The sequence below is a fragment of the Chryseobacterium sp. MDT2-18 genome, from assembly GCF_030815285.1.
In the GTDB taxonomy this organism is placed as follows: Bacteria; Bacteroidota; Bacteroidia; order Flavobacteriales; family Weeksellaceae; genus Kaistella; species Kaistella salivictor.
Genome location: NZ_JAUSWQ010000001.1, coordinates 188,009 through 213,291 on the forward strand (window position 1 = coordinate 188,009; position 25,283 = coordinate 213,291).

At 37.3% G+C, this 25,283-nt stretch carries 21 protein-coding genes; 13 read left to right on the forward strand and 8 right to left on the reverse strand.

All coding sequences use genetic code 11. From position 1 onward, the window contains the following. Positions 1–27 precede the first annotated feature (27 nt). Positions 28–225 carry an RNA-binding protein gene (locus QF004_RS00875; protein WP_133440465.1) on the forward strand — a complete coding sequence of 66 codons (198 nt, stop codon included), beginning with the start codon at positions 28–30 and terminating at the stop codon, positions 223–225. A gap of 99 nt (positions 226–324) precedes the next feature. Further along, the gene (locus tag QF004_RS00880; protein ID WP_307421892.1) at positions 325–1,158 is read left to right on the forward strand and encodes a S1 RNA-binding domain-containing protein; all 834 of its coding nucleotides are present in this window, start codon (positions 325–327) and stop codon (positions 1,156–1,158) included. 206 nt (positions 1,159–1,364) lie between these two features. Here the strand turns inward: QF004_RS00880 and QF004_RS00885 are convergent, their stop codons facing one another. The 4 genes from QF004_RS00885 to QF004_RS00900 form a co-directional block, all read right to left on the reverse strand. Further along, positions 1,365–1,712: a hypothetical protein gene (locus QF004_RS00885; RefSeq protein WP_307421894.1), complete on the reverse strand. Its 348-nt coding sequence runs from the start codon at positions 1,710–1,712 to the stop codon at positions 1,365–1,367. A gap of 306 nt (positions 1,713–2,018) precedes the next feature. Continuing rightward, a complete protein-coding gene (acnA, locus tag QF004_RS00890; RefSeq protein WP_307421896.1) occupies positions 2,019–4,805 on the reverse strand; it encodes an aconitate hydratase AcnA in 2,787 nt (928 codons plus the stop codon). Between the two features lie 396 nt (positions 4,806–5,201). Next, complete coding sequence (locus QF004_RS00895; protein ID WP_307421898.1) at positions 5,202–5,795, reverse strand: hypothetical protein; 594 nt, start codon at positions 5,793–5,795, stop codon at positions 5,202–5,204. 89 nt (positions 5,796–5,884) lie between these two features. Further along, positions 5,885–7,663: a long-chain fatty acid--CoA ligase gene (locus tag QF004_RS00900; protein ID WP_307421899.1), complete on the reverse strand. Its 1,779-nt coding sequence runs from the start codon at positions 7,661–7,663 to the stop codon at positions 5,885–5,887. Positions 7,664–7,834: 171 nt separating this feature from the next. Here QF004_RS00900 and QF004_RS00905 point away from each other — a divergent pair, with 171 nt between their 5' ends. From QF004_RS00905 to QF004_RS00920, 4 genes are read left to right on the forward strand one after another with little or no spacing between them, the layout of a single operon-like run. Beyond that, a complete protein-coding gene (locus QF004_RS00905) occupies positions 7,835–8,980 on the forward strand; it encodes an acyl-CoA dehydrogenase (protein ID WP_133440471.1) in 1,146 nt (381 codons plus the stop codon). 17 nt (positions 8,981–8,997) lie between these two features. Further along, complete coding sequence (locus QF004_RS00910) at positions 8,998–9,360, forward strand: hypothetical protein (RefSeq protein WP_133440472.1); 363 nt, start codon at positions 8,998–9,000, stop codon at positions 9,358–9,360. A gap of 47 nt (positions 9,361–9,407) precedes the next feature. Further along, positions 9,408–9,650 carry a hypothetical protein gene (locus QF004_RS00915; protein ID WP_133440473.1) on the forward strand — a complete coding sequence of 81 codons (243 nt, stop codon included), beginning with the start codon at positions 9,408–9,410 and terminating at the stop codon, positions 9,648–9,650. Positions 9,651–9,674: 24 nt separating this feature from the next. Beyond that, positions 9,675–10,745, forward strand: a complete 1,071-nt coding sequence (locus QF004_RS00920; protein ID WP_307421901.1) for a DUF2891 domain-containing protein — start codon at positions 9,675–9,677, stop codon at positions 10,743–10,745. A gap of 101 nt (positions 10,746–10,846) precedes the next feature. Here the strand turns inward: QF004_RS00920 and QF004_RS00925 are convergent, their stop codons facing one another. Then, the gene (locus tag QF004_RS00925; protein ID WP_307421903.1) at positions 10,847–11,992 is read right to left on the reverse strand and encodes a DUF4349 domain-containing protein; all 1,146 of its coding nucleotides are present in this window, start codon (positions 11,990–11,992) and stop codon (positions 10,847–10,849) included. A 130-nt stretch (positions 11,993–12,122) separates the two neighbouring features. Then, entirely contained in the window at positions 12,123–13,718 is a 1,596-nt protein-coding gene (locus tag QF004_RS00930; RefSeq protein WP_307421905.1) for a peptide chain release factor 3, read from the reverse strand. A 152-nt stretch (positions 13,719–13,870) separates the two neighbouring features. On the opposite strand from QF004_RS00930, the gene QF004_RS00935 reads away from it, so the two are divergent. From QF004_RS00935 to pheS, 3 genes are all read left to right on the forward strand, one after another. Next, positions 13,871–14,704: a CPBP family intramembrane glutamic endopeptidase gene (locus QF004_RS00935; RefSeq protein ID WP_307421907.1), complete on the forward strand. Its 834-nt coding sequence runs from the start codon at positions 13,871–13,873 to the stop codon at positions 14,702–14,704. Positions 14,705–14,764: 60 nt separating this feature from the next. Continuing rightward, entirely contained in the window at positions 14,765–15,340 is a 576-nt protein-coding gene (gene rdgB / locus QF004_RS00940; RefSeq protein WP_307421909.1) for an RdgB/HAM1 family non-canonical purine NTP pyrophosphatase, read from the forward strand. Positions 15,341–15,756: 416 nt separating this feature from the next. Further along, positions 15,757–16,767 (forward strand): phenylalanine--tRNA ligase subunit alpha, encoded by a 1,011-nt coding sequence (gene pheS / locus QF004_RS00945; protein WP_133440479.1) that lies wholly within the window; start codon positions 15,757–15,759, stop codon positions 16,765–16,767. Positions 16,768–16,874: 107 nt separating this feature from the next. Here the strand turns inward: pheS and QF004_RS00950 are convergent, their stop codons facing one another. Then, positions 16,875–19,301: a DUF5916 domain-containing protein gene (locus QF004_RS00950; RefSeq protein ID WP_307421911.1), complete on the reverse strand. Its 2,427-nt coding sequence runs from the start codon at positions 19,299–19,301 to the stop codon at positions 16,875–16,877. Positions 19,302–19,423: 122 nt separating this feature from the next. Beyond that, the gene (locus QF004_RS00955; protein ID WP_133440481.1) at positions 19,424–20,191 is read right to left on the reverse strand and encodes a DUF3108 domain-containing protein; all 768 of its coding nucleotides are present in this window, start codon (positions 20,189–20,191) and stop codon (positions 19,424–19,426) included. Positions 20,192–20,332: 141 nt separating this feature from the next. Between QF004_RS00955 and QF004_RS00960 the strand changes: the two genes are divergently transcribed. The 4 genes from QF004_RS00960 (at position 20,333) to xth (ending at position 25,258) form a co-directional block, all read left to right on the forward strand. Next, a complete protein-coding gene (locus QF004_RS00960; protein WP_307421914.1) occupies positions 20,333–21,385 on the forward strand; it encodes an NAD(P)/FAD-dependent oxidoreductase in 1,053 nt (350 codons plus the stop codon). Positions 21,386–21,406: 21 nt separating this feature from the next. Beyond that, entirely contained in the window at positions 21,407–21,739 is a 333-nt protein-coding gene (locus tag QF004_RS00965; RefSeq protein WP_307421916.1) for a 2Fe-2S iron-sulfur cluster-binding protein, read from the forward strand. Positions 21,740–21,865: 126 nt separating this feature from the next. Next, entirely contained in the window at positions 21,866–24,385 is a 2,520-nt protein-coding gene (locus QF004_RS00970) for a cation-translocating P-type ATPase (RefSeq protein WP_307421918.1), read from the forward strand. A gap of 96 nt (positions 24,386–24,481) precedes the next feature. Continuing rightward, entirely contained in the window at positions 24,482–25,258 is a 777-nt protein-coding gene (xth, locus tag QF004_RS00975; protein ID WP_307421919.1) for an exodeoxyribonuclease III, read from the forward strand. Positions 25,259–25,283: the final 25 nt, after the last annotated feature.

The following is a 25,283-nucleotide window of genomic DNA, read 5'->3' on the forward strand; positions in this document are numbered from 1 at the left end:
TTGTATTTTTAATGAAAATAAAAAAAAGTGGACGACGAGAAAAGCCAATTAAAAAATGGGGTTTTTTGCCAAGTTATAGGCGGAACACACAAAGGAAAATCCGGAACAGTTCAGGATTTACATCTCAGTAAAACAGGACATCGAACGATCACCGTTTTGCAGGAAAACGGTATCCGTTTCAAAACGTTGGCAAAAAATGTTTCCGCAGTTTATTCTGAGAAATAAATTTGATCGCTTTAGAATTTGAGTATCATTTAATTTGTAAACCTTCAAAATACCTTATCTTTGCACCTTATAAATATTTACTTTTAGTTACCTTTCATTATGAACATCGGCAAAACTCAACTTTTAAAAATCGCAGAAAAAAACTATTCCGGATTATTTCTGGAAGATGAAAACGGAGAAAGAGCTTTTCTGCCAAAAATTTTCGCCTCTGAAGATGCTGAAGTTGGTGATGAAATGGAAGTTTTCGTGTATCAGGATGATGACAAATTAAAAGCAACCACTGAAAAAGCCAATGCCGAAGTAGGAGAGTTTGCCGTGATGACCTGTGTACAAAGTTTACCAGCCGGCGCTTTTATGGATTGGGGAATTATCAAAGATTTATTTGTTCCGTATAAACAGCAGCGCGCAAAAATTCTGGAAGGTAAACGTTATTTGGTTCAGGTTTATGTCGATGATGTTTTAGGTTTAATTACCGGAACGACCAGATATAAAAAGAATCCACATTATGAAAATCTGCCTTTTCAAAGAGGTGAAAAAGTGAATCTGATTATTGCCGGAGAAAGTGAACTGGGCTGGAATGTGATTATTAATAAAGAATATGTCGGCTTGATTTATACGTCAGATGTTTATAAAAAATTGTTCCCTTTATCTGAAGAAATTGGTTATATAAAAACGATTCGCGAAGATGGGAAAATAGATGTTTCTCTGCAGCCGGAAGGTTATGAAAATATTGACGAATTCCAGAAAATTATCCTTGATAAACTGGAACTGAATTATGGTTTAATTTATCTGTCAGATAAATCTACACCGGAGGAAATTAAGGACGAATTGCAAATGAGCAAGAAGAATTTCAAAAAAGCCATCGGCGGTTTGTACCGCGATAAAAAAATTGAAATTTTGGAAGATAAAATTCGATTGATTACAGAGGACTAAATTATACAGTCACTTTTAAAGATAAAAAAAGAGCAGAAATTTCTGCTCTTTTTATTATCGCGACGATAGGATTCGAAACATGTAATTATTTTCTGCATTTTTCAATGTATAGCTTTTCGGTATCTTATTGACTTTCGTCTTTCAGGAATTTGTAAGTATCGCACTCAGTTTTCTTTTTCATCAAATAAATTATGCTCAAATATAAATTATTCTTTCCTTACGAGCAATATCCATTCTTCTTCTAACAACTTATATCCGATATCATAAACGAATCTGTATTCTGCACCGTTTTTATAGATTTTCAGACTCGTGAAATATTCGAAATCAAAACCTTCGGAAATTAATTTGTTACGCGTCGTTTTTGCTTTTCCTTCAATGAATTTCTGTTCAGAAAGAACACGGTGGTTTTTGCGCAGTTTATTATTGATGTTGCGCATCAGATTTGACGAATCTTTGTTGTGCTTATTATTGTAGGCATTCCTGCAGCCGTCGTTGCAGAATTTTTTATCGCTTCTTCCGATAACGGTGTCGCCACATTCCAGACAGTTTTCCATGTGAATCATTTGATAATCAAATATATGAAAATATCCGTTTGTAAACGGATATAATATTGAAGTGGTTGTGATTAATTTTTTGCAAGCCCGTGACAGAATTAATAAGTTATTTAGAAGCTTTGATAGAATCTAAGTTTTATTATTTTTATCCTTTTGAATAATTGTTTTTACATTTTTCTTTTGACTGTTTTGTGGTTGAAAAATTACAGATTTTATTTTTTGTCACCCGTTTTGTTAACTTTTATAAAGCATGATTTTTACTTTAATAATGCTGAAAACTTTTGTGACTTTTGTGGTTAAAACTTTTTATTTCTCCAAAAACTGTCGCAAAACATATTGTAAAATTCCGCCATTCCGGTAATATTCAATCTCGATAAGGGAATCCAAACGGGCGATGACCATGAATTTAATTTCGCTGCCATTTTCTGTTTTAGCTGTTATTTCAATTTCTTTTAAAGGTTTAATGTCATTTGCAATTCCTATGATAGAAAAGATTTCCGTTCCTGTAAGTCCTAGGTTTTCAGCGGTATCACCTTCTTTATATTGTAATGGTAATACGCCCAATCCTACTAAATTACTTCTGTGAATGCGCTCATAACTTTCTGCCAATACTGCTTTTATGCCTAACAGAAAAGTGCCTTTCGCTGCCCAGTCCCGAGAGGATCCGCTGCCGTATTCTTTTCCTGCCAAAACCAATAAAGGAGTTTGCTCTTCTTTGTATTTAACGGAAGCTTCATAAACCGACATTTCTTCGCCAGTGGGTAAGTACGAGGTGAAACCACCTTCCTTCTGTGCTAATTTATTTTTGATCCTGACATTGGCAAAAGTACCGCGTACCATCACTTCATCATTTCCACGGCGGGATCCGTACGAATTGAAGTTTTCTTTCTGCACCCCTTTGCTCAATAGGTATTTGCCCGCCGCAGAAGTCTCACTGAAGGCACCGGCCGGTGAAATATGATCCGTAGTTACACTGTCGCCCAATACCAAAAGGACTCTGGCATTTTGAATATCTTGCAAAGGTTCTGTCTGTGCTGAAATATCGTGAAAAAACGGAATTTCTTTAATGTAAGTGGAATCTTTATCCCAATCATAAAGTTTCCCGGTGGGAACTTGCAGGTTTCGCCAGATTTCATTGCCATCGAAAATCTCATCATAGTTTTTTGCAAAATCAGACGGCGATAATACACGGTTTAAGATCTCATTGATTTCATCATCAGTAGGCCAAATGTCTTTAAGATAAACAGGTTCCTGATTAGAATCATAACTGATAGGTTCGGTAGTTAAATCAATGTCTACACGGCCGGCAATCGCATAAGCGACCACCAACATCGGCGACATCAGGAAATTCATTTTTACCTGCGGATGAATCCTCGCTTCAAAATTTCTGTTGCCTGAAAGTACAGAAGTCACTATCAAGTTGTAATCGTCGACCGCTTTTGCAATCTTGGGAGCCAGCGGTCCTGAATTACCAATGCATGAAGTGCAGCCATATCCAACCAAATGAAAATCAAGCGCTTCCAAATCTTTCATTAAATCTGCTTTTTCAAGATAATCGGTCACTACTTTTGAGCCTGGAGCCAGCGAAGTTTTTACCCAGGGTTTTACGTTAATGCCGTGTTCTCTTGCTTTTCGGGCGACTAATCCGGCACCTATCATTACAAAAGGATTGGAAGTATTGGTACATGAAGTAATGGCGGCTATCGTAACAGCACCGTCAGAAAGCATGAATTTTTCCTGACCGCGCGTGATCCAGACGGTTTGAAGTCCATCCGTTTCTTTTGCTTCTATTTCATCATTTAATGGTTTTGTTTCCGCTTTGGGAACTGGCAGGTCACCACCTTCGTTGTCAAACCGTGTAATGGATTTTTCGATCTCACGGTTTTCCTGGGAAATATATGTTCGGTTAAAAGAACTGTGGAGCAGATCAATAAACTTATTTTTAAAGTCTTTTAAAAGAATTTTATCCTGTGGTCTTTTTGGTCCTGCGACGGTAGGTTCAACAGTAGAAAGATCAAGTTCTAAGACATCGGTATAGTTTATTTTATCTTCATTTTCCCGCCACAGCATATTGGTTTTGCAATAATTTTCTACCAATGAAATCTGTGTTTCGGAGCGGTTGCTTTTGCGCATATACTCCAGTGTTTTATCATCAATCGGAAAATAGGTAATAGTACATCCAAATTCGGGAGACATATTTCCGATCGTGGCTCTGTCCGGAACAGAAAGATTAGCCAGACCGGAACCGAAAACTTCTACAAACTTGCCAACAACTCCAAATTTCCGAAGCAGATTGGCAATCGTTAAGACCAAATCTGTTGCTGTGGAACCTAAAGGAAGTTTTCCTGTTAATTTCAAACCAATGACTTCGGGCATAATAAAATAAAGTGGCTGCCCAAGAATGGCTGCTTCAGCTTCGATTCCGCCAACGCCCCAGGCGACGACACCAATACCGTTCACCATGGGCGTGTGACTGTCGGTTCCGACCAAAGTATCGGGGAAAATTTCTCCGTTTCTTTCGATGACTCCTTTCGAGAAATACTCCAGATTAATTTGGTGGCAAATTCCCATTCCCGGCGGAACAACACTAAAGTTGTCAAAAGAATTCTGGGCCCATTTTAGAAACTGATAGCGTTCTTTATTGCGCTTGTATTCTTCCTCCATATTACGCGAATAGGATTCTTCGGTTCCGAAATAATCGACCTGTACCGAGTGATCGATGACCAAATCGACAGGAACAAGTGGATTGATGGCTTCCGGATTTTTACCTTTCCGTGCCACTTCAGCCCGAAGCGCTGCAATATCTACCACGGCAGGAACTCCGGTAAAATCCTGCATTAAAACGCGCGCCGGTTTAAACGGAATATCTTTGTCTGTTCCTTTAGGCGTCCAGTTTAATAAAGTTTTAATATTTTCTTCGGTGACCGAAAAGCCATCGTAATTGCGGATCGCATTTTCTAAAAGAATCCGAATTGAAAAAGGTAATTTTTCGATATCATATCCTTTATTTTGCAACTCGGTGAGACTGTAGTAAGTGTAATTCCCTTCTTTGGTGTGCAGGGTTTTTTTTACTTTAAAAATATCTTTTTCCATAATATTGATGTTTTTAATGATACCGATAAAAGTTTGAAGCCTGGAATGTATAGCAATCTTTTAATGAAAATTATTTTGCCGAATAACAGCGAAGATCTGTAAAAGTATTCTTTTGAGGCCTTTAAAAAAGCTTTTCAATTTCAAATAATGTTTTTTTGATCAAATTTTCAATTGTCAAGCATGCAAAATTTTTGAATGATCATTCAGAAGTATTTTGCTTTTCTCAAAGTTATGAAATAAAAGAGAGCGAAACGAGAAGTTGTAACATTATCTCTTTCAGAGATATGCGCTTGTATTCAGATAATTTGAAAAAATAAGATTTTAAATGTGGTGACAGGCTTCCAGTTTAAGTTAATCGCCAAGCAGCTATTGTGATTTTCCTGTTCTGAAATAATTTTATTCTTCCTTAAATAGTGCTTTGTAATCAGCGCGGTCTTTGATCCATTTTTCAACAAAAGTTGAACGGTCGGTTTCTAAAGAAAGAATAAGATCGTCCATGTTTTTAATTTGGTCCCTGTATTTTTGCTCGGATTTCTTTTTGGAAAAAAAACGGTAATCATTTTCAGCAAAATAATTTTTGGCCAGTTTTAGAATTTCGATATAATTATTGACATCATTTTTTATATACAGATCTATCGGCTCTCCTAAAACCGCCTTCAAAGAAGCGAATAATGCCCCATCATTTCCCAGCTGGTATTTGGGATTGGCTGCATTATAATATCTGTACCGCATTTGGCCGAGATAAAACAGAAAAGAGGCTTCATTGAATTTCTCTTTGCTCAGATAAATTGCCATCTGGTCGAAATATTGGGAAGGATGTTTTTTATCGAGATTTTTGGTGGCTTTAAAAATCGTTGTTTTATCAAATTTTACTTTGCTCAAAGAATCTCCCTTCGTTAAAATGCTTTTGTAGAGTTTAATCTCATGATCTTGTGCAAAAGAATTGGCTGTAAAAACCATCAATAAAAGTAAAGCGGGGAATTTTTTCATGGCATGTGTTTTTAATGGTACAAAAAGTGTCTAAATTTATATTAAAAAAAGCACAGTTAAAAACCGTGCTTTCCTTTTTCTCATCATAATTATTCCTGATGTCCGTACATTTTGTTATACAGTTTGAGATATCTTTCTTTGATTGCTTTTCTTTTCAGTTTGAGAGTAGGAGTGAGCAGTCCTAATTCGATAGACCATACTTCCGGGGTGAGCTCGAATTTTTTAATCTGTTCCCAATTTCCTAATTTGGTGTTCAGATAAGTGATTTCTTTTCCTATTCTGGCAATTAACTCAGGACTTTTTACCATTTCTGCAGGAGTCGTTCCAATATTGAGTCCTTTTCTTTCTGCCCAGTTTTTAATGAAGTTAAAGTCTGGCTGAACAAAAGCACACGGCATTTTTTCTCCGTCACCAACGACCATTATTTGCTCAATGAATTTCGATGCTTTCGCTAAATTTTCAATCACCTGCGGGGCAATGTATTTCCCGCCCGAAGTTTTAAACATTTCTTTTTTACGGTCGGTTATATGCAGATAACCTTCTTCATCAATATGACCGATATCTCCTGTTTTAAAGAAACCTTCATCGGTAAATGCTTCTTTGGTCATTTCCTCATTTTTAAAATAACCTTTAAAAACAGACGGGCCTTTTACGGTAATCTCCCCATCTTCCTGAATTTTTACCTGCACATTGTCGAGCGGATGACCCACGGTTCCCACTTTAATTTTCCCGAAACTGTTCACCGAAATCACCGGCGAAGTTTCCGTTAAACCATAACCTTCCAAAATGGGAATTCCGGCATTTTGAAACATCTTATTCAGTCTTGCCGATAAAGCTGCAGATCCGGAAACAAGCGTGATGATGTTGCCACCCAAACCTTCTCTCCATTTAGAAAAGACCAGTTTGTCAGCGATGATTTCCTTTAATCCGGAGGGTTTTCCTATTTTTTCTTTCGCTTTGTTTACGCCTAATGCCCAAAGGAATATTTGAGATTTTAGGCCGCCGGCACTGGTTCCTTTATCATAAATTTTATCATACACTTTTTCAATCAATCTTGGGACTACCGACATAATGTGCGGTTGAACTTCCTTGATGTTATCGCCCATTTTCTCAATGCTTTCTGCGAAATAAATTGCATAGCCATTATATTGATACAGATAAAAAAGCATCCGTTCGAAAATGTGACAGATAGGAAGGAAACTCAGAATTTTTATATCACTGAATTCCAGTCCTTTCACTCTTGGGATTCTCGGATTAGAGCCCAGTACATTCGATACAATATTAAGGTGAGAAAGCATTACGCCTTTGGGTTTTCCGGTGGTTCCAGAAGTGTAAATAATCGTTGCCAAATCTTCGGTATTAATCGATTTAGAAATGTCTTCCACTTCACTTTGTGTGGCTTCATCGCTTCCCAGATCGATAATTTCCCGCCAGTTTGGGGCACCATTGATTTCATCAAAACTAAAAACTCCCTGCAAAGTAGGTACATTGTCTCTAATTTTCATCACTTTCTCATACAAGTCGATATCCGATACAAAACAGTATTTTACATCCGCATTATTAAAGATGAAATTATAATCATCCGGAGAAATACTGGGATAAACAGGCACAGATACGGCTCCAATTTGAGAGATTCCTAAATCCATTACCGCCCATTCCGTTCTGGTCGCCGTGGTAATAAGGGCTATTTTATCGCCGGGTTTAATTCCCAGTTTCAGTAAGCCCCGTGAAACTTTATTCCCTAAAGCAATAAATTCCCTGGTCGATGTTTTTTCCCATTTACCATTATACTTGGTAACGAACATATCTTCTCTTGAATACTTTTCCAATGCATTGTGCGCGAAATCAAAAGTTCTTTTTATTAACATATGATAGTTTTATTTGATGAATACTATTATTTAATTTAAATATAATATTGAATTAATGTAAAAATATCATTTTTATTTAACCCCACAATGCCTAATTGAAACTAAGTATTAATTTAATTTTTTAAGTTTTAGAAATATTGTATTTTTACCACCAAACAATTTTTAAACTTTATGAATTTTAATTTATCTGAAGAACAGTTGATGATTCAGCAGGCGGCAAGAGATTTTGCACAAACTGAGCTTTTACCAGGAGTTATAGAAAGAGACAACGCACAGAAGTTTCCGCACGAACAGGTAAAGAAAATGGGAGAATTGGGATTACTTGGAATGATGGTGGATCCTAAATACGGCGGTGCAGGAATGGACAGCGTTTCCTATGTTCTGGCTATGGAAGAAATCGCAAAAGTAGATGCATCTGCAGCGGTAGTAATGTCCGTTAACAATTCATTGGTGTGCGCAGGATTAGAAAAATATTGCAACGAAGAGCAGAAAATGAAATACCTGAAACCGCTTGCAAGTGGTGAAGTGATCGGAGCTTTTGCCCTGTCTGAGCCAGAAGCGGGTTCAGATGCAACTTCTCAGCAAACAACTGCGGTCGACAAAGGTGATCATTATATCCTGAACGGTACTAAAAACTGGATTACCAACGGTGGTACAGCAACGTATTATATCGTTATTGCACAAACCGATCCTGAAAAAAAACACAAAGGAATCAATGCTTTTATCGTAGAAAAAGGATGGCCAGGTTTTGAAATCGGACCGAAAGAAGATAAGTTGGGAATCCGCGGAAGTGATACCCATTCTTTATTATTTACAGATGTGAAAGTACCGAAAGAAAACAGAATCGGTGAAGACGGTTTCGGATTCAATTTCGCAATGGCAGTATTAAATGGTGGTAGAATCGGGATCGCTTCTCAAGCTTTAGGAATCGCTTCTGGCGCTTATGAACTGGCTTTGAAATATGCCAAAACCAGAAAAGCATTTAAAACTGAAATTATCAATCACCAGGCGATTGCCTTTAAATTAGCCGACATGGCAACGTCGATTACGGCAGCCAGAATGTTGTGTTTCAAAGCTGCTGTAGAAAAAGATGAAGGAAAAGATATTTCTGAAATCGGTGCAATGGCAAAATTATATTCGTCACAGGTTGCGATGGATACTACTATCGAAGCAGTTCAAATCCATGGTGGTTATGGTTATGTGAAAGAATATCACGTAGAAAGAATGATGCGAGATGCGAAAATTACCCAAATTTATGAGGGAACTTCTGAGATTCAAAGAATTGTAATTTCCAGAAGCATCGCTAAAAACAGTTAATCGTAAAAATACACGCTATGAAGAAAATCTGGATCATTGTCATTGCCGTTCTGCTTGTGTTAGGAAGTTTTGTATGGTATAAATATTTTTTCGTTTTCGCTGAAGGAGTAAAATCCGGTTATCTTAACTATGCGAATAAGAAAGGCTATATTTTTAAAACCTACGAAGGAAAACTGATTCAGGAAGGTTTCGGCCGCGGCAAAACCGGTGCTTTAACCAGTTATGAATTCGAGTTTTCTGTGGAAAATGAAGCCATCTTTAAACAACTTGAAGAAAACAGCGGAAAGCAGTTCGACTTGCATTACAAAGAATACAATGGTGTAATCCCATGGCGTGGAAACACGAAATATATTGTTGATAAAGTGGTCAACATGAAATAAAGAGAAAATCCTTTCGGCAATCTGAAAGGATTTCTTATTTTTAGAAAATGAAAGAATTTATATTAAAGAAGGAAAGGATTTTTCATTTTTTGTCTCTGGCATTAATCGCCGGGTCGATGTTCATCCAGGAGCCTGTACAGAAATTAATCGTTCTGCTGACTGGAATTCTGGGCTTGTTGGCTTTGTCAGCCCTTAAAAAACAGAAAATATTGGTGATTGTTTATTTGGTTTTATTTGTCGCAGCCGGAATTTTCTATTATTTAATGACCAACGGAAAGCTGAATTTCTAAAAGAGCAATTTTAATTAAAGAAAAATGAAAATACTTTTTCCAATTGCAGTATTGTTCAGTTTCAGTGTGAACGCTCAACACCTGCCAAAATTCACAGATGATATTGCGATGAAACTGGCCGAAAAGCCATTGAAATGCATCAATCAGGAATATCCCAATAAAACGGCGCATATCATTAATAATGAAAAGGAAGCAATATTAACTCCAGCCGCCTTACACCCGAGTTTTTATGGTTGTTTTGATTGGCATTCGTCTGTTCATGGACATTGGATGTTGGTTCGCTTGCTAAAATCTAAACCGGATTTGGCCAATAAAAAAGAAATTATTGAAATTGTAGAAGCGTCTTTTCAACCGGAAAAAATTAAAGAAGAAGCCGCCTATTTCACAAAATACGAGATTTCTGCCAACTTTGAAAGGACTTATGGCTGGGCTTGGTTATTGAAATTAGACGAAGAACTCATGACCTGGGATCATCCGCAGGCAAAGATCTGGCATCAGAATTTAAAACCGTTGACCGATGAAATTCTTAGACTTTGGAAAAATTATCTGCCCAAACAAACGTACCCGAACCGAACCGGAGTTCATCCCAATTCTGCCTTTGCTATGGCGTTTGCACTTGATTGGGCAAGAACATCCAGCGACAGAATTTTCGAAAATCAATTGATGGAAAAAGCAAAATACTTTTATTTAAAAGACCATAAAACGCCGGCGTATCTTGAACCGGACGGAAGTGATTTCTTTTCACCAAGTCTTGAAATTGCAGATCTGATGCGGAGAATTCTTCCACAAAAAGAATTTGTAAAATGGTTCAATGGTTTCTATGATAAAAAAAGTATTGCCAATATTTCTGAAATCCCCATCATCAGTGATATTAATGATTTCCAAACCGTTCATTTGGTCGGACTCTCATTCTCCAGAGCCTGGACGATGAAAGGAATTTCGAAATCTTTACCCGAAAATCATCCGCTTAAAAAACAGTTTGCTACAACATCAGATAAGTTCTTATCCAACGCTTTGCCAATGCTTTTTCAGGGGAATTATGGCGGCGATCACTGGCTGGCAAGTTTTGCGGTGTACGCTTTGAGTGAAGAATAAATTAATTTTGCACTAAATTTAAATATCAATTGGAACGGGCATTAGCCCGTTCTTTATTTTTAAATTCCAATCGGCTTCATCCGAAACTTATTTGTGAGATCTTAATTCTTCGGCAAATATTTCGAGTAATCCGGTTCACCAGAATCTTCTTTATTCTCGTTTTTCACAGTTTCCGATGGAGTAGTTGTTTCTGTTTTCTGAACAGAATTACTACCTTGATTTTCTAAAAATTTTATTTCCTTATTTTTTTTATTTCGTCTCACAAAATAGAAAATTAAACCGGCAATAATAAAGACCGGCCAAAAGGGTAGAATGGCAATCATAATCTCTCCCAAAACTTTAAAACCGCTCATAAATGCTGAAGAAGATTTTGAGCCAAATGAATCAGAATTTTCATTGGATTTATTCTCAACTAATTGATTTGATGCAGTTAATTCTTTCTTAACTAAAGTGATTTCGATGTCGCACATTTGGCTGGAAACATAATCGGTTCCTTCACTTTCCATAGATTTCGATCTTAATTCTCCAAGTCCATTGGATAGATTAGCAACCAAATTATCGAAATTATACAGCGGAACTTTCGCCGTAATATATTCCCGTTCAAATCCTTCTTTTTGACTTAATTTTTCAGAAATCAGATCGGCATTGCTTTCCCGGATTTTCTGTTTTAAAACTGATTTTGCCTCAGAAATATTATCCACCTGAATTTCCAATATCGCCGTTTTTACCAAAGGATATTTATCTCCTCTTGGCGGAATTACAACCGTGTTTTTTTGGTTGTTTTCTGAATTTTGATTTTCAGTTTTTGATGGCGGAGCAGCTTTTTGGGTTTGGGTTCTTTTCAGAATTTTATCAGCCGTTTTGCTTAAAACTGAAATTGCGTTTTCACCATTTTGAAGCGCTTTATTTGCAGAATCTAAAGTTTTCGCAACGTCTGTTCCAACTTTTACATTTTTTGTAATTTCTGAGATACTTTTATTGATAGAATCCATTTTCCACCTGCCGGATTTCAGCGTGCTGTCTATTCTTTTGGTCTGTTTTTCGATTTGTGGAATCAGGACTTTCTTAGCAATTCCATCAGAATCATTAACTCTTTTCGAAATGGAGTCCAGGGTTTTTAAACCTTTGTTGGCCTTTGTAAAAAGACTGTCGGCTCTTTTAAATGAATCTGTGGTCTGTTGAAATTCCTGCTTACTGCAAGAACTTAAAGCACACAAAAGAATGAAGCTGGCAACTATTTTTTTCATTTTGATTTTTAAATTTTAATCGGTGCAAGGTAATCAAATAGCATTCCTTTAAAAATAGAAAAAGTCACTCCAATGAATGAAGTGACTGTGTATCTGTATTTTGCAAATTAATTTACAAGAAGTTTACAAATTAATCCTGCTTAAATTCACTGATGAAATGCAGTTTCACGTTCGGGAATTTCTCCTGCGTCATGTGAATCGTAAAAGAAGAATCGGCTAAAAATACGCGTTGTCCGTATTTATCCCTGCACATAAACCGCTGTTTCAAACGCGCAAATTCCTTGAATTCTTCCGATTTTTCATCGGCCTCAATCCAACAAGCTTTGTGAATGGAAAGAGGTTCATACGTACATTTCGCACCATATTCATGTTCCAGACGGTACTGAATAACTTCATACTGAAGCGCACCAACCGTTCCGATAATTTTCCGGTTATTCATGTCCAGCGTGAACAGCTGCGCCACACCTTCGTCCATCAGCTGGTCGATTCCTTTGGCCAATTGTTTCGCTTTTAACGGATCATCATTATTAATGTATCTGAAATGTTCCGGTGAAAAGTTCGGAATTCCTTTGAAACTCATTTTTTCACCACCGGTCAAAGTATCACCAATCCTGAAATTTCCGGTATCGTGAAGTCCCACGATATCTCCCGGGAAACTTTCGTCAACCACTTCTTTTTTATCTGCGAAAAACGCATTCGGAGAAGAGAATTTCATTTTTTTATTTTCTCTTACCAAAAGATAATTTTCATTTCTTTTAAAAGTACCGGAAACGATTTTCACGAAAGCCAATCTGTCACGGTGTTTCGGATCCATATTGGCGTGAATCTTAAAGATAAATCCGGTGAAATCTTTTTCCTCAGGTCTCACGATTCTTGTATCGCTTTCTTTTGGTTGAGGATTTGGTGCAATCTCGATAAAAGCATCCAACAATTCACGGACTCCAAAATTATTCAAAGCAGAACCGAAGAAAACCGGCTGCAGATCGCCGTTCATATAATCTTCACGGTTAAACTCAGGATAAACTTCCTGAATCAGTTCTAATTCTTCCCTTAAAGTCGCCGCGGCTTTTTCGCCAATCGCTTCATCGATTTTTGTATCATTGATGTCATCAAACTTGATTGCTTCACCAACTCTTTGTTTTTTCTCTTCTAAAAACAATTGAATATTATGTTCCCAGATATTATAAATCCCCTTAAAATCCCCTCCCATACCAATCGGTAAAGAAAGTGGAACTACAGTTAAACCTAATTTTTGCTCCACTTCATCCAACAGATCGAAAGCGTCTTTTCCTTCGCGGTCTAATTTATTAATGAAAACAATTATCGGAATATTCCGCATTCTACATACCTGAACCAATTTTTCAGTTTGTTCCTCAACTCCTTTTGCAACGTCGATAACGACGATTACAGAATCCACCGCGGTTAAAGTTCGGTACGTGTCTTCCGCAAAATCCTTGTGACCTGGCGTGTCTAAAATATTGATTTTGTGACCTTTGTATTCAAATGCCAAGACGGAAGTTGCCACGGAAATCCCTCTCTGTCTTTCGATCTCCATGAAATCGGACGTCGCTCCTTTCTTAATTTTATTCGATTTTACCGCACCGGCTTCCTGAATTGCACCTCCAAAAAGCAAGAGCTTTTCTGTAAGTGTCGTTTTTCCGGCATCGGGGTGAGCGATAATTCCGAAGGTTTTTCTTTTCCCTATTTCTTTGAGTAAATCTGACATAATTAAATTTGAGACTGCAAAAATCGCTTTTTTTTACCGAAAATGAAAATGCGGAATTCTTTTTACGCAGTTGGAATTTTTTGAACAGAAATAAACAGACGAACCTCAAAGGTTTTTATTTAAAGATTTATCTTTGCCCAAATAAAAAATTCATGGAAGAAAAACCGGTTTGGAAAAAATTCATTTTTGATGGTAGAGGAGTTCTTGCTTTGGTGGGTGGATTTTTGGCAGGAAGTTTCTTTATGTCAATGTTAAATGTCATATCGATGTTCGTTTTTAATGTCAATATGCAGTACCAAGATTATTACTTATTACTGACCAACGCAGCGGGATTTTTATCGGCGATTTTCGCCTTTGATTATTTTGTATGTCGGCCAAGCACGGGAAAAAAACTGGATTTCAATTTTTCACGGACTAATTTGGTGACCTATCTTTTGATTTTTCCCATGATGCTCGGAATGATGTTTATTGCTGAATTTATAACCTCGCAAATTCCTACTACGGGACCTTTCTTTGGCGGGTATTATGAATATTTTTCGAGATTAATGGATCAGATGAGCAATGACAAAGCCACCTTGATTATCCTTGCGGTCATTATGGCACCGATATTCGAAGAAATAATTTTCCGCGGAATAATACAGAAAGGGCTCATTAATAAAGGATTGAAACCCAAAACGGCAATTATTATTTCTGCCGTAGTTTTCGGATTGGTTCATATGAATCCCTGGCAATTTGTAGGGGCGGTTTTGTTGGGATGTGTTTTAGGTTTGGTTTATGATAAAACAAAATCGTTGCTTTTACCGATTCTTTTGCACGCTTTCAATAACTTAATTTCTTCTATTTTAATTTTTTATAATAAAACAGAAAGTTTCGCCGATACTTTTAAAGTTTCAGAATGGCTGATTTTGGCTGTCGGAATCGTACTTTTTTCGACCTTTTATTTTCTGTTTACTAAAAAATACCGTATTCATTACAAAGAGAATTAACCGGCTTTAAAAATTTAAATTCAGGTCTTTATATTACTCACCGCTCATTATCCATTATTTATGAAAAAGGAAATCCTTATCGCAACGCACAATGCACACAAAAAAGAAGAAATTCAACAGATATTAGGTGAAAATTTTACCGTGACTTCGCTTACCGATTATGATATTCATGACGAAATTGTGGAAGACGGAGATACTTTTCACGCGAATGCTTTAATTAAAGCTCAATATTGTTTTAACAAAACTGGGAAACCAAGTTTGGGAGATGATTCTGGTTTAGTCGTTGAATCCTTGGATGGAAGACCCGGAATTTACTCTGCACGTTATGCCGGAAATCACGACTTTGCTAAAAATATGGCGAAAGTTTTAGAGGAAATGAAAGACCAGAAAAACCGAAAAGCCTATTTCGTAACGGTAATGTGTTTGGTTGATGAAACCGGCACAAACTATTTTGAAGGCAGGGTTTATGGCAATTTAACCAAAGAAGTTCGTGGTGAAAAAGGGTTTGGTTATGACCCGATTTTTATTCCGGATAATTACGAAATTACTTTTGCTGAAATGAAAGCGGAAGATAAAAATAAAATCAGCCACCGTAAAAAAGCGATCGAGCAGTTTTTAGAATTTATGGAGAAGTAGATTCTTAAACCACAAAGTCACAAAAGCTTTGGAATATTTTAAAATTAAAATATTCTTTATAATGAAACATAAGCAATTCATTAAGGAACTGAGATCATGAAGATTTCCTTTGGAAATTGCAATACTCCAAACCTTGATGATCTTTGAAAAAAATTAGGAAAAAAAAACTTTGTGACTTTGTGGTTAAAAAAGAACTTTCACCATTAATTTCTAGTTAAGCAATGAAGTAAATTAAGATTTTCTTCGGAAATTATAACACTCCAAACCTTGATGAATTTTTCAAAAATTTCCCACAAATTTCAACATATTGGTGAATTCGTGGCTTGTAGATTCTGCAATTTAAAATTTTAGTCTAAAACCGCTACCTGATTTTAAACGAAAAATCGTATTTTTGCACTCACTTATATTAAAATCAAATGTTAGAAAAGATTGAGGACTTATTGGTTGAAGTAGGAAATTTCAGTTCAGCGAATAAAGATGAAATTGAGCAGTTCCGAATCAAATTCAGTGGTAAGAAAGGAATTATCAATGATATTTTGGCGCAGTTCAAAGAAGTTCCAAATGAACAGAAAAAAGAATTCGGACAAAAGATCAATACGCTGAAACAAGCTGTAGAAGCAAAGCTGGAAGGTTTAAAGAATGCCACGACTTCTACCATTCTTTTTGAAAAAGATGATTTAACCAAACCGGGTTTCCCGTCGGAATTAGGAACCCGTCATCCCATTAATCTGGTAAAAAACAGAATTATCGAAATCTTCAGATCGATTGGTTTTGCTGTTGCAGACGGACCGGAAATTGAAGACGACTGGCATAATTTTACCGCATTGAATCTTCCGGAATACCACCCGGCGAGAGATATGCAGGACACTTTTTTCATCGAAACCAATCCGGATTTACTGTTGAGAACACATACTTCTTCGGTGCAAATCCGTTATATGGAAGAAAATCAACCGCCGATGAGAATTTTATCTCCGGGCCGGGTTTTCAGAAATGAAGCGATTTCTTCCCGTTCACACTGTATTTTTCATCAGATCGAAGGTTTATATATTGACCAGAACGTAAGTTTTGCTGATTTAAAGCAAACCATTCAGTACTTCACCACAGAACTTTTCGGGAAATCGAAAATCAGACTGAGACCTTCTTATTTTCCATTTACAGAGCCAAGTGCAGAAGTAGATGTTTATTGGGGCTTAAATTCTGAAACCGATTATAGAATCACCAAAGGAACAGGTTGGTTAGAAATCATGGGTTGCGGAATGGTAGATCCTGCCGTTCTGGCAAATGTGAATATCGATGCCGATAAATATTCCGGTTACGCTTTCGGAATGGGAATCGAAAGAATCGCGATGTTGATGTATCAAATGAGCGACATCAGAATGTTCTTTGAAAATGATAAAAGAATGTTGGAGCAGTTTAAAAGCCTTTAATGATAAAAAAACGAAGTTGATTCCTCTCTGAATCGGCTTTAAATAAAATAGAAAAACTTCCGGAATAATTTGGAAGTTTTTCGTTTTTAAAAGGGCAGGTAAGTGTATTAATCTTTCTTTTTAAACCAGTGTTTTGCCTGATTGTAATCGAGGTAATAGGTTAATTTCAAAGAAATATTATTGACCATCGGCTCATTAAATAAAGTGTTGAAATTGTCTTTAAACTTCATTCTCGAAATTTCCAAATAATCGTCAACGGCATTCCTGTACATCAAAGTAAGTTGACTTCCCGGTGCAAACCACCATGAATAGCGCAAATCTACATTCCAGGAATTATAAGTTCCATTCAGATTTTTATTAAATTGACTGGTTGGTGTTAAAGTCCCGTCCTCATTCAACGTAAAGAAACTTTTATAGGTAACATCTGAGTAATAGTGGCGAAACGCTAATGAAAGCGACATTTTTTCGTTGAACGTATATTGGGAAGTCAAACTGTTTTCATACGTATTGCGCTGTCTTTTTCCCATGTAAATTTCGGTACCTTCTTTTCCGGCAAAACCCGTTTCATTATTGCTGAAAGAAGGATTGAACCTCCAGATTGTGTTAAATTGATCAGAGAAACGATATCTTAAATAAAACGAAAGATTTACAAGATTTCTCCCTGTTTCATTATAAGCGTAATAATCAAAATTTACATTATACTGAAACTTTTTTCGGCTGTCACTTTCGGTCCAAATCCAGGTATTCAAATAGGATGGTTTTTTAGAAAAACGTCCTGCTGTCCGAGGTTCGTAGATGTCATTTTCGCCAAAGGGCGTCAATTCAAAACCGCCGCCGTAGCTTCTGAAATTCTTATTCGTAAACTGATTATTGTGGTTGATGACCAAATTGGTAAATAAATACGGCGCTAACCGGTGGTAATAATTAACATTAAAATTAAGATAAATATTATTGAATTTCTTGGTCGGTTCCAGAATTCGATAACCGTAATAAGAATTGTAATTCGCGAAGTTGGTGGAAGTGGAAAACCCTAAATCATTGATGTCCCAATTTTTAGTTACATAATTACCATCAAAACTAAATCTGTTTTTTCCGGAATTTTTGGCAAAACCAACCTGCCCTCTCGAACCGAATTTCGTCCCGTCATCCATCACCCAACTTCCTTTGAGGGCTCCAAAATAATTGTAGATATTCTTTTTATCATTGATATTCCACAGGAAAGCCGTAGAATTGGCATCGCGGAAATTGCCGTCCCGAACAACATTGGTGTTGACTAAGGTTACGGAAGAATTCTCATGAAATCTTTGATCCAGCACCAAAACATTATAATTTGTCCATGGTTCCACGACTTCGTTTCGGGTTTCACCGGTTTTTTCATTCAGGATCTGGGCTTCCATTTTTTCAGTGATTCCGTTGAAAAATCCGATTCCCAATCCTTTATTTGTTCGTCCTGAAATCTTGAAAGCATTAAATAATTTCACTTTAGAAGGATATTCTGTGACTTTTTCGTCAACTGAAGTTTCGGGATAAACAGAAGGCTGGCCACCGATTCTACGGGAATAAAAAAGATTTCCTTTGTTGAAAAGTTCTGTTCCTTCAGTGAAAAATGAACGTTGCTCTTCAAACTGCTGCTCAAATGGACCTAAATTTAAAATAGAATTGTCAAAACTGGTTTGTCCGAAATCTGGAATCAAAGTCATGTCAAAGGTAAATGCATCATTAATTCCGTATTTAATATCCATTCCGCCATTAAAGTTGGCCGTGGACTTTCCGTTAAAATGATTAAAATAAGTAGAAAAATAAGGAGTCAGTGACAATCTTAAAGGAGGCTGAATATTCTGGATTCCTTCTAAAATCCCGTCGTACATTAAATAAGTTGCCTTTTTGTTATCCACGAAATTCCAGGTTAAATTTTGTCTTGTTTTTTGGATCATCCGGATAAAATTTATTCCCCAGGTTTGGATCTCCTTCTTCGGAAAACGCAGTTCTGAATAAGGAATTTTGATTTCAACAGTCCATCCGTTTTCAGTAATCTTAACGGCCGAAAACCACACGGCATTCCAGGAAAAATCATCGTTGGCGGTGGACATTATTTTTGCGTCAGCCTGCACGCCTGAAGCCTGCACGAAGAATAAAACCGCTTGCTGATGGTCATCATAGCCATTAATGGTAATTCCGAAAACATCATCATTTCCAATATCGTCGCGTTCTGCCAGTTGTTTTTGAATATTCTCCGGATGAGGATCGATCATCGTTGCACCAAAATAAATTCCGGTGTCATCATAAAGAACTTTTACGGTTGTTTTGAAATCCGGCGATTCGGGTTTTCCGTTCGCAGGATTTCTCTCGATAAAATGTTCTGCAACAGGAGCATTTTTCCAGACTTCATCATCCAGAATTCCATCGATTTTTGGGGCATCGTTTATTTTGATGAGCGTAATTTTCTTTCTGGAGATGCTGTCTTTTTCTGCCTTTTGGGAATAGATATTGGTGACAGAAAATAAAAGCAGGAATGCGGCGAATATAAGTTTCATTTAATAGTTTAGAAATAAGACAACGGAAAGTGGGATAATGTTACATGCGTTTTAAAAAAAAGTCAAAAAAAATAAACGAACCACAATTCGTTTATTTAATTCACAGAGAAAATCTCCTGTATTTAATTCGAAAAATTGAGCGGATATTTTACATTCGAGAAAGAATCGATATCAGCTTTCAGAGAGCCAACCGCTAATTCTGCTTTGATGGCAAGCGGAATATGGTTTCTGTCGTTGCTTACCCAAAGCGTCACCCCTTCTTTATCCTTAAAAACCCTTCCGCTGATGACCTGTGGAACGATTTTCAGACTGCGGATCCAGCCGAATTTTGTTTTGATATTTTCTGCTCCCACTACTTTTAACTGAAAAGGAAACATTTCATCATCAATCCAAACATTGAGTTTTTTTACACTTCCGACTTTCAGCTCGCTATCGTCCAGGCTTCGCAAGTAATAAAAAGCCGACAGCATATCTTGAATTCCAGAAACTGATTTTAAAGATTGCGTGGTGTTTTTTTCTTTATCTGTCAAAAGCAGGGTTTGATTATTATGGTTAAAAACGGTTTCATAATGTTGGGTATAATTGCCTTCTTGTACGTCTCTCACATAAAAACTTGGTAAGCCCGTGTTATAGTTGATAAAACTTTCGTAATTATCTTCTACTTTAAAAAAGGCCCGTACCGCACCGGTTGTTTTGCCATAACCTTTAACGTAATAATGAGGTTGTCCTTTGTATGTCGTTTTTAAAGTCGTTAAACTCGCGGTTCCCGCATTCAAAATTCCATAGTGAATCCTGTAACGTAAAACCTCGCCAGACATGATGTTCTGAAGTTTCTGTGCATTGCCGAGCGTGAGGAATAAAAGTCCAAATAATACTAAAATCTTTTTCATGGGTTTCCTTTTGCAAATAATTTGCCACAAAGATAAAACTTTGACCGGACTGGATTTGGTTATGACATAAATCATAAAACGCGTCTTCAACATTCTTTTAATTTTTGTAAATTTGTGCTCTTATTACCTAATTTTTAATTAATGATTACTACAGATATATTGATAATTGGAGCTGGCCCAACCGGACTTTTTACTGTTTTTGAGGCAGGTTTATTAAAGTTGAAATGTCATCTCATCGACGCTCTTCCGCAGCCTGGTGGTCAACTGACAGAATTGTATCCGAAAAAACCTATTTTCGATATTCCGGGATTTCCTTCTATAAACGCTGGTGATTTAGTTGATAATTTAATGGAGCAGACCAAGCAGTTTCAACCGGGATTTACTTTGGGAGAAACCGCACAGACTTTAACCAAATTAGAAGACGGAACATTTGAAGTAATCACCAATAAAGGCACCGTTCATCATGCTAAAGCAGTGGCTATTGCGGGAGGTTTAGGAACTTTTGAACCTAGAAAACCTGCGCTGGAAAATCTGGCTGATTACGAAGAAAATGGCGTTGAATATTTCATTAAAGAACCTGAACATTTTAGAAATAAAAAAGTAGTCATCGCAGGAGGTGGCGATTCTGCCTTAGACTGGAGTATTTTCCTTGCAGATATCGCAAGTGAAGTTACCTTGATTCACCGTAGAAATGAATTCCGGGGAGCTTTGGATTCTGTAGAAAAAGTTCAGGCTTTAAAAAATCAGGGGAAAATCCACATGATGACTCCCGCAGAAGTGATCGGCTTAAAAGGAGAGGGCAAATTGAACGCGATTACCGTGATAAAAGAAGGGGAGACCTTTGATATCGAAACGGATTACTTTATTCCACTGTTCGGATTAACACCAAAATTAGGAGACTTAGGAAACTGGGGATTGGAAATTGAAAAAAATGCAATCAAAGTAAATAATGCATTGGATTATCAAACCAATATTCCGGGGGTTTACGCGATTGGTGATATCAATACGTATCCCGGAAAACTGAAGTTGATTTTATGTGGTTTTCATGAAGCGACTTTGATGTGTCAAAGTATTTACAACATGCTGAATCCGGGGAAAAAATTCGTTTTGAAATACACGACCGTAAGTGGAATCGATGGTTTCGACGGTAGCCGTAAAGAAGCAGAGAAAGCGGTAGTGATGAAAATCGATTAACAAAGAACCAAGTAGAATACAATGCAAGATATTACCATAAAAATTACTGACCGAAACGGAGATTTACATGAAGTGGTCGCACCCACTGATATGTCGATGAATTTGATGGAAGTCATTCGGTCCTACGAATTGGCGGATGAAGGAACCATCGGAGTTTGCGGCGGTATGGCAATGTGTGCTTCCTGCCAGGTTTACATCGTAGATGGTTCAGATAAATTAACCGAAATGGGGGCTGAAGAAGATGCGATGTTGAGTGAAGCATTTCATGTTCAGGATAACAGCCGCTTGGGTTGCCAGATTCATATCACTTCAGAAATCGACGGTTTAGAAGTTGCAATCGCACCTTATCCATAACGCACATCGTTTTTAATAAAAGTTAAAAGGAAAGAAAATTGAGTTTTTCTTTCCTTTTTTATTTTCGGGAAACTTCTGGAAATTGAGGAATACTTTTCTTATCTTTAGTTAAGAAATATTCACCGGATGTCATTTCATATTCCCGAACATTTAAAAGGTCTAACTGATGAAGAAGTTCAGTATTCTCATCAGAAATTTGGTTTTAATCAACTGAAACAAATTGAGAAAAGCAGTTGGTTGAAATTGCTTCTCAATATTCTGCGCGAACCGATGTTGATTCTGTTGATTATCATCGCAGTAATTTATCTGGCCGTCGGGAATTACGGAGAAGCGCTTTTTATGTTGGCTGCAATTATATTGGTTTCCGGAATTTCTTTTTATCAGGATAACAGAAGTAAAAAAGCGTTAGAGGAATTAGAAAAACTCAATGAACCTTTAAGCCGCGTCATCAGAAATTGTAAGATTGTAGAAATCCCTACGCATGAAATTGCAGTCGGGGATTTGTGCATTACCGATGAAGGCAGGATGATTAATGCGGATGGAAAAATCGTGCACAGCAATGATTTTTCCGTCAATGAATCCTCGCTCACTGGAGAAAGTTTTTCTGTTTTTAAAGATAACAGTTCCGAAGACCGACAGGTTTATAACGGAACCTTAACCGTTTCCGGATTGGCCGTTTTCCAGGTAGAACATATAGGAAAGGAAACAAAGCTCGGTAAGATTGGAGAATCTATTTTATCTATCAAAGAGGAAAAATCACCGCTGCAAAATCAAATAGAACAGTTTCTCAAATATATGGCGATTATTGGGTTCGCCGTTTTCATTTTAGTTTGCGCCGTTAATTATTACCATACTCGAAATATTGTAGATTCTTTATTAAACGGTTTGACGTTGGCAATGTCAATTTTACCTGAAGAAATACCGGTTGCTTTTACCACTTTTATGGCGCTCGGAGCCTGGAAATTAATGCGGGAAGGCATCATTATTAAGAAAAGTAGTATTGTAGAAACTTTGGGCAGTGCCACCGTAATCTGCACCGATAAAACGGGAACAATTACCGAGAACTCAATGCATTTGAAAGCCATATATGATTTTAAAACTGATCAGGTTTTTGATGAACATCATTTCAGTGAAAAATCGATTGCAGAACTCATTCAATACGCGATGTGGAGCAGCGAACCGGTACCTTTTGATCCGATGGAAAAATCGCTTCATCAAGTGTATGGCGAAACCATAAAAGATGATCTTCGTTCAGTGTTTAAAATGTTTCATGAATATCCGTTGGGTGGGAAACCGCCGATGATGACCCATCTTTTTGAAAATGAAAAAGGGGAACGGATTATTGCCGCGAAAGGCGCTCCTGAAGCCATCATCAAGGTCTGTCAACTTACCGGTGAAGAGCAGATAAAAATCAAAACTGAAATTGAAACTTTTGGAAAACAAGGTTACCGAATTCTTGGCGTTGCCAAATCCAACTTTCAGGGAAATGATTTTCCGCAGAGACAACAGGATATTCCGTTTGAATTTCTGGGAATGGTCGTTTTCTATGATCCTCCCAAAAAAGGAATCAACGAAGTTTTCAAAAAATTTGATGCGGCCGGAATTAAAATAAAAGTGATTACGGGAGATAATGCCCAAACGACCAAAAGCATTGCTTTACAGGCAGAAATTACGGGAATTTCAAATCCGGTAAACGGTGACGAAATAAGTCATCTCAGCGAAGAAGAGTTGATGAAAGTGGTGGATGAAAAAGTGTTGTTTACCCGAATGTTTCCTGAAGCAAAACTCAGGGTAATCAATGCTTTGAAAAGGAATAATGAAGTGGTGGTAATGCTCGGCGATGGCGTCAATGATGGTCCTGCCCTGAAAGCCGCGCACATCGGAGTCGCGATGGGGGAAAAGGGAACAGAGATCGCAAAAGCCGCTGCCGCAGTGATTTTGACCAATGATGATCTGGGAAAATTGGTGACCGCAGTCGCTGCAGGAAGAAGAATTTACAGCAATATCAAAAAAGCAGTTCAGTATATTATTTCGATTCATATTCCGATTATTCTTACCGTTTCGTTGCCCTTATTTTTGGGGTGGGCTTTTCCGCAGATTTTTTCGCCGGTTCACGTGATATTCCTGGAACTGGTGATGGGGCCAACCTGCTCGATCGTTTATGAAAATGAACCGATGGAAAAAAATGCGATGACGCAAAAGCCCCGGCCGATCTCAGAGACCTTTCTCACCTGGCGTGAATTAATGATCAGTATTGTTCAGGGATTAATGATTACCGCCGGAGTCCTGTTCATCTATCAATTAACCTACAGAAATGGAGGTGATGAAGATACGACCAGAACGATGGTTTTTACGACGTTAATTTTCGCCAATATTCTGTTGAGTTTCGCCAACCGGTCTTTCTACTATACGGTATTTGAAAGTTTCAGAAATAAAAATAATCTTTTGATTTATATTACTTTAGCAACCTTAATTGTTTTAATGGTCATGCTTTATTTCGATCCGGTTTCCCTGTTCTTTAAACTGACTTCACTGAATGTAGAGCAACTTTTAACGGCGACAGCAGCAGCGGTTATTTCTGTAATGTGGTTCGAAATCTACAAACTGGTAAAGAGAAGTTTTAATCTTAATGAAAAAAGAATCTGAAATTATTTTTAAAAAATATTTAAATTGAGTTTCCTGTATTTATAAGATTATAGTTCTGACCAGATATTATTAATATTTTTGAATAAAATATTCAGTATGAAAATTGCAACTTATAACGTCAATGGAATTAATGGCAGGTTGCCGGTACTTCTGCAATGGCTGAGCGAAGAAAACCCTGATATCGTCTGTTTGCAGGAACTGAAAGCACCTCAGGAAAAATTTCCCGAAGAAGCAATCTTAGAAGCAGGTTACCACGCGGTTTGGGTCGGACAAAAAAGCTGGAACGGCGTGGCAATCTTAACCAAATCCGAGAAACCTACGGTTATCAGAACGACATTGCCGGGCGATGAAACTGATGAACAAAGCCGATATTTAGAAGTAAAGCTGAACGGTTTAACGGTTGTATGCGTTTACGTCCCTAATGGAAATCCCGTGCCCGGTGAAAAATTTGATTATAAATTAAAGTGGCTGGAAAGACTCGATGCGCAAGCCGAGCTTTTAATCAGTTCCGGGAAACCGGTGATCATCCTGGGAGATTTTAATATCATTCCTACCGAGAGCGACGTATATAAACCGGAAAAATATATTAAAGATGCTCTTTTTTTACCCGAAGTCCGGGCAGCTTTCCAGAGTTTGATTGCCCAGGGCTGGACCGATGCTTTGCGACAAATCTATCCGGAAGAAACCATTTATACTTTTTACGATTATTTTAGAAAAGCCTACGAAAGAAACGCCGGAATGCGGATTGATCATTTTCTGCTTTCTCCGGCCATCGCACCTCATCTGAAAAGTGGTGGCGTACATAAGGCAGTTCGCGGTTGGGAAAAAACCAGTGATCATGTTCCTGTCTGGATCGAGTTGGATCACTTTTAGTACCTTTTTTTTTAGAAACTACAGT

Coding starts and splice junctions, on each gene's coding strand:
- QF004_RS00880 (WP_307421892.1), top strand. CDS start 325: ATGAACATCGGCAAAACTCAACTTTTAAAAATCGCAGAAAAAAACTAT.
- QF004_RS00885 (WP_307421894.1), bottom strand. CDS start 1,712: ATGGAAAACTGTCTGGAATGTGGCGACACCGTTATCGGAAGAAGCGAT.
- acnA (WP_307421896.1), bottom strand. CDS start 4,805: ATGGAAAAAGATATTTTTAAAGTAAAAAAAACCCTGCACACCAAAGAA.
- QF004_RS00895 (WP_307421898.1), bottom strand. CDS start 5,795: ATGAAAAAATTCCCCGCTTTACTTTTATTGATGGTTTTTACAGCCAAT.
- QF004_RS00900 (WP_307421899.1), bottom strand. CDS start 7,663: ATGTTAATAAAAAGAACTTTTGATTTCGCGCACAATGCATTGGAAAAG.
- QF004_RS00905 (WP_133440471.1), top strand. CDS start 7,835: ATGAATTTTAATTTATCTGAAGAACAGTTGATGATTCAGCAGGCGGCA.
- QF004_RS00910 (WP_133440472.1), top strand. CDS start 8,998: ATGAAGAAAATCTGGATCATTGTCATTGCCGTTCTGCTTGTGTTAGGA.
- QF004_RS00915 (WP_133440473.1), top strand. CDS start 9,408: ATGAAAGAATTTATATTAAAGAAGGAAAGGATTTTTCATTTTTTGTCT.
- QF004_RS00920 (WP_307421901.1), top strand. CDS start 9,675: ATGAAAATACTTTTTCCAATTGCAGTATTGTTCAGTTTCAGTGTGAAC.
- QF004_RS00925 (WP_307421903.1), bottom strand. CDS start 11,992: ATGAAAAAAATAGTTGCCAGCTTCATTCTTTTGTGTGCTTTAAGTTCT.
- QF004_RS00930 (WP_307421905.1), bottom strand. CDS start 13,718: ATGTCAGATTTACTCAAAGAAATAGGGAAAAGAAAAACCTTCGGAATT.
- QF004_RS00935 (WP_307421907.1), top strand. CDS start 13,871: ATGGAAGAAAAACCGGTTTGGAAAAAATTCATTTTTGATGGTAGAGGA.
- rdgB (WP_307421909.1), top strand. CDS start 14,765: ATGAAAAAGGAAATCCTTATCGCAACGCACAATGCACACAAAAAAGAA.
- pheS (WP_133440479.1), top strand. CDS start 15,757: ATGTTAGAAAAGATTGAGGACTTATTGGTTGAAGTAGGAAATTTCAGT.
- QF004_RS00950 (WP_307421911.1), bottom strand. CDS start 19,301: ATGAAACTTATATTCGCCGCATTCCTGCTTTTATTTTCTGTCACCAAT.
- QF004_RS00955 (WP_133440481.1), bottom strand. CDS start 20,191: ATGAAAAAGATTTTAGTATTATTTGGACTTTTATTCCTCACGCTCGGC.
- QF004_RS00960 (WP_307421914.1), top strand. CDS start 20,333: ATGATTACTACAGATATATTGATAATTGGAGCTGGCCCAACCGGACTT.
- QF004_RS00965 (WP_307421916.1), top strand. CDS start 21,407: ATGCAAGATATTACCATAAAAATTACTGACCGAAACGGAGATTTACAT.
- QF004_RS00970 (WP_307421918.1), top strand. CDS start 21,866: ATGTCATTTCATATTCCCGAACATTTAAAAGGTCTAACTGATGAAGAA.
- xth (WP_307421919.1), top strand. CDS start 24,482: ATGAAAATTGCAACTTATAACGTCAATGGAATTAATGGCAGGTTGCCG.